Origin of the sequence: Sphingomonas sp. AOB5, from assembly GCF_029433115.1 — a bacterium.
In the GTDB taxonomy this organism is placed as follows: domain Bacteria; phylum Pseudomonadota; class Alphaproteobacteria; order Sphingomonadales; family Sphingomonadaceae; genus Sphingomonas.
In genome coordinates this window covers 18794-33798 of sequence record NZ_JARNTV010000040.1, presented here as the reverse complement: position 1 = coordinate 33798, position 15005 = coordinate 18794, and the positions used below count along the sequence as shown (strand labels likewise).

Genomic DNA, 15005 nt, shown 5'->3' with positions numbered 1-15005 from the left:
CTCCCCACCCGGCCACCCAACGGAAGTATATTCTATGGGTGGCCGGGTGGGGAGCGGGCCGGCACCGCCCCCCGGCACAAGCCGGGCAAAGACGCAGGAGAGGGACATGGAAGATAGCGGCGAGCGGGCGTCTTTCACGGCGATGAGCGAAGGCACGCAGGCGGACTGGAACATCATCGGCGGGCAATTTCGCGGCTTTGCGAGCGGGCTGGCAGACCGGGTGATGGCGCATCTGCGGCTGCTCGACGGTGATTTCGGCGGCTTTCCGATCGACCGGATGCAGCATTCGCTCCAGACCGCGACTCGCGCGCATCGCGACGGGCGAGGCGAGGATTATGTGGTGATGGCGCTGCTCCACGATATCGGCGACACGCTGGGCAGCTATAACCATCCCGAGATCGGCGCGGCGATCCTGAAGCCGTTCGTGAGCGAAGAGATCCACTGGATCTGCCAGAATCACGGCGCCTTCCAGGGCTATTATTTCTTCCACTTCCTCGGGATGGACCGGGACGCGCGCGACGCATTCCGCGGTCATCCGCATTATGCGGCGTGCGAGGAGTTCTGCGCGAAATACGATCAGGCGGCGTTCGATCCGGATTACGACAGCGAGCCGCTGGAATTCTTCGAGCCGATGGTGCGGCGCGTGTTCGCGCGGCCGATCAACTCGATGTACGCGAAGGCCGCCGAGACGGCGTGATACCCAATCCTCCCCCGCAAGGGGGACGTGGCGCCGAAGGCGGCGGAGGGGTCGCATCACCACCTCCGTTCTGGAATCCTCCCCCTCCGTCAGCTGTGCTGACACCTCCCTCTGGCGGGGGAGGATTTAGAAGGGGCCGACTTAACTCACCCCCAAACGAAAACCGCCGCCCCCTTTCGGGAGCGGCGGTCTTCATTTCAGCTCGTTGTGGCGAGTGGCTTAGAAGCCAACCACCAGAGCAACGGTGATCGAGCGCGGCGTGCCGATCACGACGTTCGGGATGTTGTAGCGGTTGCCCACACCCACGAAGCCGTTCGAACCCGAGACGCCACCGACATAGAGGGTGTCGAACAGGTTGCTGACGTTGACCTGGATGTAGGTCTTTTCGAGGCCGTAGTCCGCCATGTTGAAGCGGAGGTCGAGGTCGACCACCGTGTAGGCCGGGATCTTCGCGCTGTAGATCTGGGTCTGCGTCGCGCCGACGGTCACCGGAACGCCGTTGCCCGCAACCGGGCAGACGCCGCCGACGAAGGTGCCGACGCAGGCATAGATCGGCAGGTTTTCGTCATTGACGAAACGCGAGCCCGTGTACTTGGCCTGCACGCCCAGATCGACCGGGCCCAAGGTGCCCTGGATACGACCACCGAAGGTCCACTCCGGAGCGCCGCCTTCACGCTTGCCGGCGGTCTGGAAGTAGTTGGTGACCGTGGTGCCCGAACCGTTGACGTAACGGCCCGATTCCAGGTTGTCCTTGATTTCCGAGTGCAGGTACGAACCGAAGGCGTACAGCAGCAGATCGGGAACCGGCTTGAACGCGATCGAGGCGTCGACACCGTACTTCTCGACGTCGCCGAGGTTGCGGTACAGGCTCTGATCGGTCTCCGGATCATAGACCGAAGCGATGCGGTTCTGGAACGAGGTGTACCAGCCAGCGAGCTGGATCTGGAGGCCGCGGCTCGAGTAACGCAGACCGGCGTCGAAGCTGTCGCTGGTCTCCGGCAGCGGCGTCGCGTTCGCATCGCCGACCGGATAGTACATCGCGTTGTACAGGTTGTCCGTGCTCGGCACCGACAGGCCCTGGGCGAAGTTGAAGTTGAAGCGCAGATCGTCCGTGATCGCGTAGGTGAAGCCTACGTTCGGGAGGATCTTGTCATACTTGTAGGTGCGCTTCTGCGGAGCGGCGAAGCCGATCACGCAGCCCGCGGTGAGCACGGTGGTGCCGCCGCAGCTTGCCGGACGGGTGGTGGTGCCGACCGTGGTCTGGCCCGCCGGGATGTAGATGTACGGGTTGGCAGCCGTGTAGGCGGCAACCTGGCTGGCAGCGACGCACGAGACGTTGCCGTTGGCAGCGATCGTGAAGCAGCGCTGATCCAGATCACGCTGGAACCACGGTGCACGGACACCCAGAACGACCGTCAGCGAGTCGTTCAGGAACTGGCCGCGATATTCGCCCGAGATCTGGTTCAGGGTCGCGTACGACAGACGGTCACGCTTCTGAACCGGGGTGCCGTCGGCGCCCAGGATCGGGTTGTTCACCGGGAAGACGTCGCTCGGCTCACCGTTGACATAGACATAGCCATATTCGCCGGTCTGGCGATGACGGCCACGGTCATAGGTGTAGGTCAGGCGGACGCGGTTGCTGGCGTTCAGCTCATAGGCGAGCGAGCTGATCACCACATAGCGGCGGGTCGTCGTCTGGCTGGGGTTGGTCAGCAGGATGGTGTCGGTCATGTCGCCGTCACCGTTCAGGTCGCGGCCGAAATAGTGACCGAAGCCCGAGGGCGAGCCGGTGTTGCCGGTGTTCGGACCGGTGTTCAGGATGCCGACATAGCCGGTGGTCGTGCTGCCCGCCGGACGGGTGCCGGTGAGGTTGCCGAACGCTTCGCTCGCGTTGACCACGCCGCCGCCGTTCGCCTTCACATACTGGAAGCTCGGGTCGATCGTCAGCACCAGGCCATCGGACAGGGTGAAGCGCGAGTTACCGCGGATGTTGCCGGTGTTCGACGGGTTGTAGCGACGATCGAATTCCGCGCCGCAGGCCGCGCCGGCAGTCGGGTTGGCCGGTGCCGCGCCAACGCCGCCCGCATAGGCCGGGTTGTTGACCGCAGGTGCGATCGTGCACGGATAGTTGATGTTGTAGAAACGCTCGGCGTTGGTGAGCGGGAAGCGGTTGGCCGAGTTCGGGCCGACGATGCGGCTCGCGCTGGCGTCGGTGCGCAGCGGAACCGAACCGAAGAAGTTGTTGCGGTTCTCGTTATAGTGACCCGAGACCGAGACGAAGTCGCCGTTCGAGCCGATTTCCTGATAGATGCGGCCGTTATACTGCTGCTTCTGGATGCGGCCGTAATTGTTGAACGGCTGGCGCGCGTTGGTCCACGAGGCCGACACGAAAGCCTTGGTGCCCATGCCGGTGAAATCGCCGGTGTCGAGCATGCCGAACACGCGATGGATCGGACGATCGCCAGCGCCTTCGGTGATGTAGTTGCCGTACATCGCACTGACCATGCCGCCGAGCGAGTCGCCCGGGACGCGGGTGCGGATGTTGACGGTGCCGCCGACGGCCGAAGCGGTCGGGCTGTCGACGTCGGTGGTGCCGAGGTTGACGTTGACCGAAGCCAGCGTTTCCGAATCCTGCTGCTGGTTCGAATAGATGGCGTAGTTGCCGGTGTCGTTCAGCGGAATGCCGTCGACCGTCTGCGAGATACGCGACGAATCGAAGCCGCGGATCGTGAACGTGCCGCCGGCCGAACCGGTGGCGTCGTTGCTCTGGAAGCTGACACCCGGGACGAGGTTGATGATTTCGTTGACGGTCTGGCCGGGACGCTGGCGACCGATCAGCTCGGCGTCGATGACGACCTTCGACTTGGGCGAGTCGGGAAGCTCCACGCCGCCGACGCTGCGCGCGACTGCCGTGCCGGTGACGACGATTTCATTCTCTGCTTCGAAGTCGGTCGAACCGGTCGACTGAGCGAAGGCTGCCGAAGGCAGGATAAGCGCGGCAAATGCCACGCCTGCGAAAAGCTTAGTGCGCATGGTCTTCCCCTTTGGTGGGTTGGTGCCCGTAAAAAAACACGCGGTGCGGTTCACCGTCTACGCCGCCTCTGGCGACACTTGATGGCAGTTCCGTGACAGTCAACGCGACTCTGCCCCGAACCGAGATTCAGGGATGCTGCGTTGCAAAAAAGCATCACTTCCGGAGCGGTGTGACTCGCCGAAAAACAACGGATTTCTGCGTGTCCAGCGACTCAGGATGCCCGGGAAAAGATTTCCGTCCATGCTGCCTCGTCGATCACTTCGATCCCGAGTTCGGCGGCCTTCTTAAGCTTCGAGCCCGCACCGGGACCCGCGATGACGAGGTCGGTCTTGGCCGAGACCGATCCCGCGACTCGGGCGCCGAGCGCCTCCGCCTGCGCCTTGGCCTCGTCGCGGCTGAGGGTTTCCAGACTGCCGGTGAAGACCAAAGTCTTGCCGGTGACCGGCGACTCGCGCGCCTCGACGACGAAGGGTGGCGGGGAGACTTGCGCGAGCAGATCGTCCCACACCGCGCGGTTGTGCGGCTCGTGGAAGAAGTCGGCGAGGGCGTGACCCACCGCGCTGCCGACATTCTCGACGCCGATATGCTCGGCGATCGCCTTGTCGAGCCGGTTGCGGAATTTCTGGTCGGTCTCGCCGACCGCGGGGGTGATCGAATCGCGCAGGGCGATGACCGTGTCGGCCATCGCCTTGATCGCATCGAACGTGGCGTAGCGCTTGAGCAGGTCGCGCGCGGTGACCACGCCGACATGGCGGATGCCGAGGCCGAACAACAGGCGGACCGGATCGGGCGTGCGCTTGGCCTCGATCGCATCGAGCAGATTGTCGACCGACTTTTCCTTCCAGCCCTCACGGCCGAGCAGTTCCTCGCGATGCTCGGCGAGGCGGAAGATGTCGGCGGGTTCGCGGATCCAGCCCAGTTCGAGAAACTCGACGATGGTCTTCTCGCCCAGCCCCTCGATATCGAGCGCGCCGCGGCTGACGAAATGGCGGAGGCGCTCCTGCCGCTGGGCCGGGCAGATCAGGCCGCCGGTGCAGCGGATATCGACTTCGCCTTCCTCACGCACCGCGTCGGACTGGCATTGCGGGCAATGGGTGGGGAACGACCAGGGATCGCGGGCTTCGTCGCGGGTGAGGTTCTCGACGATCTGAGGGATGACGTCGCCCGCGCGCTGCAGCACGACGCGGTCGCCGGGGCGGACGCCCAGCCGCTCGATCTCGTCGGCATTGTGCAGCGTGGCGTTGGTGACGACCACGCCGCCGACCGTGACCGGCTCGAGCCGGGCGACGGGGGTCAGCTTGCCGGTGCGGCCGACCTGGATGTCGATCTCGCGCAGTGTCGTCTCGGCGCGCTCGGCGGGGAATTTGTGGGCGATCGCCCAGCGGGGGAAGCGGCCGACGAACCCGAGCCGCTGCTGCCAGTCGAGCCGGTCGACCTTGTAGACCACGCCATCGATATCGAAGGGCAGGTCGGCGCGCTGGCGCTCGATCGCGCGATACTGGTCCAGCGCGCCGGCAAGATCGAGCGGGCCGGCGAACAGATCGGAGACCGGGAAGTCCTTGCCGATCAGGCGGATCTGCGCCGACTGGCGGTCGGCGAGCGGCTTGTCGATTTCACCCCAGCCCCAGGCGAAGAAGCGCAACGGGCGCGATGCGGTGACGCTGGCGTCCTTCTGACGCAGGGAACCGGCGGCGGCGTTGCGCGGATTGGCGAACTGGCGCGCTTCCTTGGCCGTCCCTTCGGCCTCGGCGAGCAGGCGGGCGTTGAGCGCGGCGAAATCGGCCTTCGCCATATAGATTTCGCCGCGGACCTCGAACACATCGGGCAAGCCGAATGCTTCGGATAGCGTGGCCGGGATGCCGTCGATGGTGCGGACATTGGCGGTGACGTCCTCGCCGATCTGGCCGTCGCCGCGGGTGAGCGCCTGGACCAGCTGGCCCTTTTCGTAGCGCAGAGAACAGGAGAGGCCGTCGATCTTGGGCTCGGCGGTGAGCGCGATTGGCTCGCTCTCGGGCAGGTTGAGGAAGCGGCGGACGCGGCCGAGGAAATCCGCGACGTCTTCGTCCGAGAATGCGTTGTCGAGGCTGAACATCGGGCGCGCATGGGCGACCTTGGACAGGTTCGACGCGGGCGCGGCGCCGACCAGCTTCGAGGGCGAATCCTCGCGGACCAGATCGGGGAAGGCCGCCTCGATCGCGGTGTTCCGCCGCATCAGCGCGTCATATTCGGCGTCGCTGATCTCGGGCGCGTCGTCGGTGTGATACAGGCGGTTGTGGTGCGCGATCTCGGCGGCGAGGCGCTCCAGCTCGGTTGCGGCTTCTTCGGGCGTGGCGGGGAGCGGCGCGGTCATGCAGAACGGGTAGGCGCGGGACAGGCACTGGATCAACCCCGCTTGAACGCACGCGCAGCACTCGCAACATAGGCACCATGCACCGCATTCATCCCGCCCTGCGCTGGACCGGTACGATCCTGCTCTGGGCGGTGGTCCTGCTGTTGCTGACGCTCACGATCGTCCCGCATCTTCTCGACCGCGTCTATTATCGCGGTGCCCTCTCGTCGCATTTCGACGGGGAGCATTTCTTCAATCCCGATGGCGATGACGACCGGCTGAAGACGACGCAGGGCCGCAGCCGGTTCGGCTTCATGTGGCGCCAGGCGTTCGGCGATGCCGAGCGGCCGGTATGGCCCGAGCGGGTGGCGGTGACGCCTTCCAAGCCCGAGGCGCGGGTGGATGGCGGGCGGATGGTCGTCACATGGGTGGGGCATGCGACGATGCTGGTACAGGCCAACGGGCTGAACATCCTGACCGATCCGATCTGGAGCGACACCGCCGGGCCGCTGGGCGTGGGGCCGCGCCGCGTGGCCGATCCGGGCATCCGCTTCGAGGATATGCCGAAGATCGATCTCGTGCTGGTCAGCCACAATCATTACGACCATCTCGACCTGACCACCCTCAAGCGACTGTGGGATCGCGACCGGCCGCGGATCGTGACCTCGCTGGGCAATGACAGTGTGATCGGGCAGGCGGGGGTTCCGGCGACCGCGCTCGACTGGGGCGGACGCCTGACGATCCGGCCGGGGATCGAAGTGGCGGTGACGCGCAACCATCACTGGGGCAGCCGCTGGTTCAGCGACCGCAACCGTGCGCTCTGGTCCAGCTTCGTGGTGCGGATGCCGGGCGGCAATTTCTTCTTCGCGGGCGATACCGGCCTTGGCGACGGCAAATGGCCGGCCGAGGCGGCGGCGCTGGGGCCGATCCGGCTGGCGGGCATCCCCATCGGCGCATTCCGGTTCGAGGAAGGGCAGATGGAGAATGGCAGTCATGTCGGCCCGCCCGACGCGATCCGGGTGTGGGATGGCCTTGGCCGCCCGCGCGCCATCGCGATCCATTGGGGTACGTTCCGTCTGAGCCGCGAGGGCCGCGAGACGCCGCCGCTGATGCTGCAGGGCATGCTGAGTTGTGCGGGGAGCGATACGGCGCGGTTTGCGGCGCACGGGATCGGCGAAAAGGTGGAGATCGCGCCGCTGGGCACGACGCCGCCGCGACCCGATCTGGCGGCGCTCGACCGCTGCATCGCGCGGGGCGATTTCAAGGCGTTGCGCTGAGGCCGGGTGCGGCTATCCTCCGGCAGATCTGGGGAGGGTGAGCGGATGAAGTCCATGATTCGGATGATGCTGGTGACCGGAGCGGCAGCGATGTCGATCGGCGCGGCGCAGGCGCAGGCACGCGAGAACGGTGCACGCGACATGATGCTCGAACTGGGCGGCGGCATGCGCGGCGAGGCGCTGGAAGCGGCGATCAAGGAAGCGGAGGCCTATCCGCTGGGATCGAAGGAGAATCCCGTCCGCGAGAACCAGCCGCGGGGCCAGTGGGCCTATTTGCGCCGGTTGCGCTGTGCGAGCGGCGAGGCCCCATCGTTCAACCGCGCGGGCAATGTCGGCGAGGGGCCGTTCGGCTTCATCGTCGATCTCTACAAGGTGACCTGTCCGGGACAGGCGCCGGTCGATATCTATATCGACATGTACCATGACGGCGGGGAAACCCGCCCGGTGCCCGGCTTCACCATCGTCGAGAAATAGGCCCTAGCTGCGGCAATCGCCGATGCGGCGCCATTTGGTGGAATAGGCGGCGCGGACGCGTTCGCTGCTGCCTTCGCGACCCTTGACGTGCATCAGCACCGATACGGTCGCGTCGGCATAGTTTTCGCGCTCGACGCCGTTGAACTCGATCGTGCCGGTGATGGTCATGCCGGACTTCTCGGTCGGGCCGCAGGTGCCGGTGCTGGTGATCAGCCCGCCCTTCTGCTCCAGCCCTTCGAGGCGGCACATCTGGTCGGTGTTGGCGAGCATATCGCGATTGATTTCGCGCTGTGACTTCAGCGTGGGTTCGAAACAATCCTTCACCTCGGTCTGGTCCGGGGGAAGCTGGAAGGGAGCGTCCTTGCGATCGATCCACACATCGTTGGCAACCAGCGCGACGAGCTTCGACTCGCGCTCCCATTTGCCCAGTTTCGGAAGATTCGACGGATTGTCGATGCTCGGCCCACAGGCGGCGAGCAGCAGCAACGAAGCAAGCGAAGCGTACCGAATCATGGGTTCCCCTCCCGTGACGCGGCAAAAGGGGTGCCGCAGGGGCGTTTCAAATCGGTTAAATCGAGGCGCAGAGACGCTTGAGGCTGCGCGCGGGGAAGCGTATTTCGTCGCGCAAGGGGTTGGAGGGAATTCCAGGTGACTGCCAAGTGACCGAAGGCGTGAGTCGCGTGCCGAAAGTCTATGAGACCACGCTCGACCGGACCGGCTTTGCGCTGGGGCTGGGGGCGCTGCTGGGCGGACTGGCGGTGCTTGCGCTGGTGGTCCTGGGTGGCGCGCGCGATCCGCTGCCGCTGACCGGCTGGTTCCTGCTGGGTTCGGCCTTTTCCGCGATCGCGATCACGGCGGTGGCGGGGCCGCTATGGCTGGTGATGCATGTCGCCGGCCTGCGCCGCGCACGCCACGCTGCGATGGTCGGCGCGGGGGCGGCGCTGGCGATCCTGGTCGGTGCGCAGACCTGGGGATTCGGCCTGCTGGAAATGCCGCCGATGGACAACAACACGCTGCTGTATCGCTGGATCAGCGCGGTGCTGACCAGCGCAGTGGTCGCGGTGGTGGCCGGACTGATCGGGCTGGCGATGTGGCGGGTGGCGTACCGGCGGGTGCAGTAAGGACGCTCAGTCCTTGGCCTCGTCGCCCCTGCATTGGCCCCGATACACCAGCGTCATCTCTATCTTCGATTTAACCTCGCCGACGGTGGCTTCGATCTGCCCGTAATAGGTGAGGGGCGAGAAATTGCCGGTGATTGCCATGCGCGTGCCGCCATCCGCGCAGACGACTTCCATCGAGACCGACTTCCCGGTCAGCTTATAGCTGCGGTACGAGCATCCTTCGCCCAGCGAAGGGATGATGCCGGGGATCACGACCTTGTCCTGCTCGCTGGCGATGCACTGGACGCTGGTCCGGGGTTCGGCGGCGAGGATCTGGTTGCGCTGATCCGCGGTCGTGCCGGGCTTCGAGAAGTCGATCACCCGGATCGATTGCGACCAGCGACCCGCCCTGATCTTCGAGGTCAGGCCCGAACGCTGCACGGCTTCGATCACCTGATCCTGCGACGCATCAGTCAGCGAGACGCCGGCATCCTGACTGGCCCCGAGGGTCAGCGAGGCGGCCAGTGGAATCAGGACGCGGTATGCGATCATTTGGCGTTCTCCGTGGGACAATCGCCGACGCGGCGCATCACCGCGTGCGACGGTTTTTCCCATGTTCCGTCGGTTTTCGAACGCGTCCACATCGTGAATTCGGCGCGATCCGGGGTGTGGGTGGAGTCGATGCGGATATCGACGGACGGGACCGGCTTGGCCCCGACCTCCACGTCCAGATAGCAGAACTGCTCGCTGGAAACCTTGCCGTCGCGATAGGAGAAGCGGCGATAGGTGCAGAGATCGTCGTTCAGCGCGAAGGTCTCGGAATATTTCCGCTCGCGGGCCGCTTCGGGCGTCAGGCATTCGCGGGGAATGGGCTGATAACCCGGTGGCCGCTTGCTGATGATCTCCCATTCGCCGGGCCGCATGACGAAGGCCGGGTCGTGCGGCTGCATCGCCTTCACCACGTCGGACGGCTTTGCGTCGGTCAGCGATACAGCGCCCGGCGGACCGGCATCCTGACCCGCCCCCAGCGTCAGTGACGCGGCGAGCGGCATCAGGATGCGGTACATGGGGCTTACTTCTTCGCCGGAGCCGGCGGCGTGGTGCACTCGCCGGTGCGCTTGCCGCTGATGCGCATCTTGCTGTGCGCCTTGCCGGTGGGCATCGTCATGTCGGTCTCGGCGACCGCGGTTATGCTCGAATCGGTGTAGGTCGCGTCGGACTTCACGATCATCTCGCCACCCGGTCCCGGGCAACGCATTTCGGAAGCGACCTTGCCGCCGTCGATCGAATATTTGGCGAAACGGCACTGGCTCGACGGCGCGCCGGCCAGGATTTCCGACATCGGCTTGTCGACATCTTCCTTGGTGACGCACTTGCTGTCGGTGCGGCTGCCCTGGCTCTTCATCGCGGCCTGCATGTCCGGGGTGATGCCGGGGCCTTCGATATCGATGACTTCGAGCTTCAGTTCCCACTGGCCCGGCTTCATCTTCTGATTGGCGCCGGCCTTATCGACGGCCTTGGCGACTTCCTCGGGCGTTGCGTTGGTAAGCGAGACGCTGGGCCCCGAATTGCATGCCGCGAGGGCGAAGGCGAGTGCGATCGGAGCGAGGACGATACGGTTCATGCGGAGTTCCTTACTTCTTGGCCGGCGCGGCCGGGCAATCGCCCGTGCGCTTGCTGGTGGTGTTCGCCTTCATGCTCATGCCGAACTGGCCGGTGGACTTGATCGAGGTGACGGCGGTTGCCGTATCCCCGTTGAAGGTGCCGTTGACGCTCATCGTCATGTTCTGGCCGCCCGGTCCGGGGCAGACCATCACCATGTCGATCTTGCCGCCGTTCATTTCGAACTTGCTGTAGGTGCAGGTCGATTCCTCGGCGCCGGTGAACATGCCGCCGGGCTTTTTCGCTTCTTCTTCCGACAGGCAATATTTGCTGGGGCGCTTCTTGCCGTCCTCCTTGGCCTTGGCCAGCGCCTGCGCCTTCATCTCGGCGGGCATGCCGGCAATGTCATATTCGGTGATCTCCACCGTAGTCTCCCACATGCCGGCGCGCATCGTGGGCTTCAGCCCGTTCGCGGCCGCGGCCTTGGCGACTTCATCGGGCGTGGCATTGGTCAGCGAGACACTCGGGCCGCCACAAGCGGCGAGCGTAAGCAGCAGCGCCATCGGCGTGACGATCTTCGTGGTCATCGGCTTCTCTCCTGTTTCGTGCCTTATTTGGTGCACACGCCGGTCCGGCGGCCGCTGACGTCCATCGCCAGCTTCACCCGCCCCGCCGGGGCCGGGTAGGTCATTTCGAGGTTCATGTGGATCATGAAGCTGGTGGTGTCGTAGGTGCCGGTGATGGTGTTGCTGACCGGCAGGCCTTCGGGCGACTTGCAGCGCGCCACCGCGTCGAACTTGCCGCCGCCCATGCTGATCCGGTCATAGACGCACTGCTCGCCCATCATCTCGAACACCGCGGCCGGCTCGGGCGCGCTCTGCTCGGTGGTCGGTTCCTGGCAGAAGCTCTCGACCTTGGGTTCCGCCTTGGCCGCTGCGATGCGTGCGTCGCGATCCGGGCCGGCCGGCATGTCGGGCAGGTCGAGGCTCTTGATCTCGTAGCGGCGTTCCCACTGGCCGGTGGCGATCGGCGCGCCGGGCTTTTTCGTCTTGTAGGCCTCGGCGACCTGGGCCGAAGTCGCGTTGGTCAGGCTGAAGCTGCCGGGGCTGCTCTGGCCCGCGCCGGTGAGCGGAATGGCGAGCAGCGCGAGCGGCGCCAGGATCAAACGGTTCATTTTTTGTTCTTCCGGCTTTTCGTTGCGTGCGACTCTCCCCATATTCCCGGTTTATGGCAATCCAGATTCGCACCAGCCTCGAAGAACCCGAGACGGGTCAGAGCTTTGTCCCCCACCGGCCCAACCGGCCGGACAAGATGGAGGGCGGGCGCAAGTTCCGTATCGTTTCCGACTATACGCCGTCGGGTGACCAGCCGGGCGCCATCGCCGAGATGGTCGCTGCGGTGGAAGCGGGCGAGCGCGACCAAGTGCTGCTGGGCGTCACCGGTTCGGGTAAAACTTTTACCGTCGCCAAGGTGATCGAAGCGACCCAGCGCCCCGCGTTGATCCTGGCGCCCAACAAGATCCTTGCGGCGCAGCTCTATGGCGAGATGAAGAGCTTCTTCCCCGAGAATGCGGTCGAGTATTTCGTCAGCTATTACGACTATTATCAGCCGGAAGCCTATGTCGCCCGCAGCGACACCTACATCGAGAAGGAAAGCTCGGTGAACGAGGCGATCGACCGGATGCGGCACTCCGCCACAAGGTCGCTGCTGGAGCGCGACGATGTGATCATCGTGGCGTCGGTTTCGTGCCTGTACGGCATCGGTTCGGTCGAGACCTACTCCGCGATGATCTTTGACCTGAAGAAGGGTCAGAGCGTCGATCAGCGTGAGATCATCCGCAAGCTGGTGGCGCTGCAGTACAAGCGCAACGACGCGGCCTTTACCCGCGGCGCGTTCCGCGTGCGCGGCGACAGTCTCGAGATATTCCCGTCGCACTATGAGGATACCGCCTGGCGGATCAGCTTCTTCGGTGACGATATCGAGGAGATCACCGAGTTCGACCCGCTGACCGGACAGAAGGTGGCGAACCTGGACTATGTCCGCGTCTACGCCAATTCGCACCACGTGACGCCCGGGCCGACGCTGAAGCAGGCGATGGAGGCGATCCGCCACGAACTGTCCGAACGGCTGAAGGAGCTGCATGCCGAGGGCAAGTTGCTCGAGCATCAGCGGCTGGAGCAGCGGACCAATTTCGATCTGGAGATGATCGCGGCGACCGGCAGCTGTGCGGGGATCGAGAATTACTCGCGCTTCCTCACCGGACGCATGCCCGGCGAGCCGCCGCCCACCCTGTTCGAATATCTGCCCGACAATGCCCTGCTGTTCGTCGACGAGAGCCACCAGACCATCGGCCAGATCAACGGCATGTCGCGTGGCGATCATCGCCGGAAGGTGACGCTGGCGGAATATGGCTTCCGCTTGCCGTCGGCGATCGACAACCGCCCGCTGCGCTTCAACGAATGGGACGCGATGCGGCCCCAGACTACCTATGTCTCGGCGACGCCCGGCGCGTGGGAGATGGAGCAGACCGGCGGCGTGTTCAGCGAGCAGGTGATCCGCCCTACCGGGCTGATCGATCCGCCGGTCGAGATCCGCCCGGTCGAGGAGCAGGTGCAGGACCTGATCGTCGAATGCCGCAAGACCGCGGAGCTGGGCTATCGCTCACTGGTCACCACCCTGACCAAGCGCATGGCCGAGGATCTGACCGAATATATGCATGAGGCGGGACTGCGCGTCCGCTACATGCATTCCGATACCGAGACGCTGGAACGCATCGAGTTGATCCGCGACCTGCGCATGGGCGTGTACGACGTGCTGGTCGGCATCAACCTGCTGCGCGAGGGGCTCGACATTCCCGAATGCGGGCTGGTCGCGATCCTCGACGCCGACAAGGAAGGCTTTTTGCGCAGCGAGACCTCGCTGATCCAGACCATCGGCCGCGCCGCGCGCAACGTGGACGGCCGCGTGATCCTCTATGCCGACCGTATGACCGGCAGCATGGAACGCGCCATCGCCGAAACCGACCGCCGCCGCGAGAAGCAGCACGCCTATAATCTGGAACACGGCATCACCCCGACCACGATCAAGCGCGATATCGGCGACATCATCGCCCATGTCGCGTCGAAGGATCAGGTCACCGTCGATATCGACGAGGACCGCCCGCACATGGTGGGCCACAACCTGCGCTCGTACATCGAGAGCCTGGAGAAGAAGATGCGCGATGCCGCCGCGAACCTGGAGTTCGAGGAAGCCGGCAAGCTGCGCGACGAAATTCGGGCGCTGGAAGCCGAGGAACTCGGGCTGCCGGTGGACGAACGCAAGGCGCCGGTGATGGGGCGCAGCAACGAGGGCAAGCCCGGGACGCGCAAGGGGCGGTTCGGGAAGGAAGGCCGGACGAAATGGGGTGGGGGCAAGCATTGATGCTGAAGGTCTTCGACCCCCATCAGCTTGCGCATGCTCCCGCGCTGGAACTGCATAATGGCGCGTGGACGGATTACGCCGAGACCGTGGCGCGGCCGGGGATCGTAGCGGAGCGGCTGGGCGATACCGTGGCTGCGCGGGATTTCGGGTTGGCGCCGATTGCCCGCATTCACACCCCCGACTATCTCGACTTCCTCCAGACCGCGCATGCCCGCTGGACCGAAGCAGGTCGCCCCGGCGATGCCATCGGCTATGTCTGGCCCGTCGTCGGACGGCGCCCGGTCAATCTTACGCGGATCGATGCGCTGCTGGGGCGATACAGCTATGATGCGGCGACGCCGATTGCTGCGGGGACATGGGATGCGGCCTATTGGGGTGCGCAGACGGCACTCACCGCATTGCAGCCGCTGCTCGATGGCGAGGCGAGGGCCAGCTTCGCGCTGTGCCGGCCACCGGGGCATCATTCGGGCGCGGACTATTGCGGGGGCTATTGCTACCTCAACAATGCCGCCATCGCGGCGCAGGCGGCGGTGGATGCGGGCCAGCGCCGCGTGGCGATCCTCGACATCGACTATCACCATGGCAACGGGACGCAGGATATTTTCCTGGAGCGCGGGGACGTGTTCTTCACCTCGATCCATGCCGATCCGGCGACCGATTATCCCTTTTACTGGGGGCATGCCGACGAACGCGGGCAAGGGGCGGGCGAGGGGGCGACGCTGAACCTGCCGCTGCCGCGCGGGACGGGGATCGCGGACTATCTGCCGGCGCTCGATACGGCGCTGGCGGCCATCGCGGGGTTCGGGCCGGAACTGGTCGTGGTGTCGTTCGGCGCGGATACCTTTGCCGAGGATCCGATCTCGCATTTCAAATTCGTCACCGCCGATTATCCGGTGATCGCGCGGCGGATTGCGGAGGCGGGGCTGCCCACATTGATCGTGCTGGAGGGCGGCTATGCCGTCGATGCGCTGGGCGAGAATGTCGCGGCGTTCCTCTCGGGCTTTTAGATAGCGCTAACATTTCCACTTGCATGGCCGCTTTTCATCCGTACCTTGTCAACGTTGACATAAGC

14 protein-coding genes are annotated in these 15005 nt (G+C 65.1%); 6 read left to right on the top strand and 8 right to left on the bottom strand.

The window, feature by feature from the left end:
* The first annotated feature begins 106 nt into the window (after positions 1-106).
* Positions 107-697, top strand: a complete 591-nt coding sequence (locus tag P1X14_RS15370; protein WP_277316272.1) for an HD domain-containing protein — start codon at positions 107-109, stop codon at positions 695-697.
* A 219-nt stretch (positions 698-916) separates the two neighbouring features.
* Here P1X14_RS15370 and P1X14_RS15365 read toward each other — a convergent pair whose 3' ends face one another.
* Positions 917-3730 (bottom strand): TonB-dependent receptor, encoded by a 2814-nt coding sequence (locus P1X14_RS15365; protein WP_277316271.1) that lies wholly within the window; start codon positions 3728-3730, stop codon positions 917-919.
* Between the two features lie 212 nt (positions 3731-3942).
* The gene (ligA, locus tag P1X14_RS15360) at positions 3943-6081 is read right to left on the bottom strand and encodes an NAD-dependent DNA ligase LigA (RefSeq protein WP_277316270.1); all 2139 of its coding nucleotides are present in this window, start codon (positions 6079-6081) and stop codon (positions 3943-3945) included.
* Between the two features lie 77 nt (positions 6082-6158).
* On the opposite strand from ligA, the gene P1X14_RS15355 reads away from it, so the two are divergent.
* Positions 6159-7337, top strand: a complete 1179-nt coding sequence (locus P1X14_RS15355; protein ID WP_277316269.1) for an MBL fold metallo-hydrolase — start codon at positions 6159-6161, stop codon at positions 7335-7337.
* 45 nt (positions 7338-7382) lie between these two features.
* Positions 7383-7811 carry a hypothetical protein gene (locus tag P1X14_RS15350; protein ID WP_277316268.1) on the top strand — a complete coding sequence of 143 codons (429 nt, stop codon included), beginning with the start codon at positions 7383-7385 and terminating at the stop codon, positions 7809-7811.
* 3 nt (positions 7812-7814) lie between these two features.
* Here P1X14_RS15350 and P1X14_RS15345 read toward each other — a convergent pair whose 3' ends face one another.
* The gene (locus P1X14_RS15345) at positions 7815-8324 is read right to left on the bottom strand and encodes a DUF3617 family protein (protein ID WP_277316267.1); all 510 of its coding nucleotides are present in this window, start codon (positions 8322-8324) and stop codon (positions 7815-7817) included.
* A 146-nt stretch (positions 8325-8470) separates the two neighbouring features.
* On the opposite strand from P1X14_RS15345, the gene P1X14_RS15340 reads away from it, so the two are divergent.
* Positions 8471-8932 carry a hypothetical protein gene (locus P1X14_RS15340; RefSeq protein ID WP_277316266.1) on the top strand — a complete coding sequence of 154 codons (462 nt, stop codon included), beginning with the start codon at positions 8471-8473 and terminating at the stop codon, positions 8930-8932.
* Positions 8933-8938: 6 nt separating this feature from the next.
* Here P1X14_RS15340 and P1X14_RS15335 read toward each other — a convergent pair whose 3' ends face one another.
* Genes P1X14_RS15335 through P1X14_RS15315 form a run of 5 tightly spaced genes read right to left on the bottom strand, consistent with a single transcriptional unit; the run spans position 8939 to position 11687 of the window.
* Positions 8939-9463 (bottom strand): DUF3617 family protein, encoded by a 525-nt coding sequence (locus P1X14_RS15335; RefSeq protein WP_277316265.1) that lies wholly within the window; start codon positions 9461-9463, stop codon positions 8939-8941.
* Complete coding sequence (locus P1X14_RS15330) at positions 9460-9978, bottom strand: DUF3617 family protein (RefSeq protein ID WP_277316264.1); 519 nt, start codon at positions 9976-9978, stop codon at positions 9460-9462. The genes P1X14_RS15335 and P1X14_RS15330 overlap by 4 nt, the downstream gene beginning before the upstream one ends.
* Positions 9979-9983: 5 nt before the next feature.
* Positions 9984-10535 carry a DUF3617 domain-containing protein gene (locus P1X14_RS15325; protein WP_277316263.1) on the bottom strand — a complete coding sequence of 184 codons (552 nt, stop codon included), beginning with the start codon at positions 10533-10535 and terminating at the stop codon, positions 9984-9986.
* A gap of 10 nt (positions 10536-10545) precedes the next feature.
* Positions 10546-11100 (bottom strand): DUF3617 family protein, encoded by a 555-nt coding sequence (locus tag P1X14_RS15320; protein ID WP_277316262.1) that lies wholly within the window; start codon positions 11098-11100, stop codon positions 10546-10548.
* Between the two features lie 23 nt (positions 11101-11123).
* Positions 11124-11687, bottom strand: coding sequence for a DUF3617 family protein (locus P1X14_RS15315; RefSeq protein WP_277316261.1), 564 nt, complete (start codon positions 11685-11687; stop codon positions 11124-11126).
* 53 nt (positions 11688-11740) lie between these two features.
* On the opposite strand from P1X14_RS15315, the gene uvrB reads away from it, so the two are divergent.
* Both uvrB and P1X14_RS15305 read left to right on the top strand, forming a co-directional pair.
* Positions 11741-13933 (top strand): excinuclease ABC subunit UvrB, encoded by a 2193-nt coding sequence (gene uvrB / locus P1X14_RS15310; protein WP_277316260.1) that lies wholly within the window; start codon positions 11741-11743, stop codon positions 13931-13933.
* Positions 13933-14940, top strand: a complete 1008-nt coding sequence (locus P1X14_RS15305) for a histone deacetylase family protein (RefSeq protein WP_277316258.1) — start codon at positions 13933-13935, stop codon at positions 14938-14940. The genes uvrB and P1X14_RS15305 overlap by 1 nt, the downstream gene beginning before the upstream one ends.
* Positions 14941-15005 lie beyond the last annotated feature (65 nt).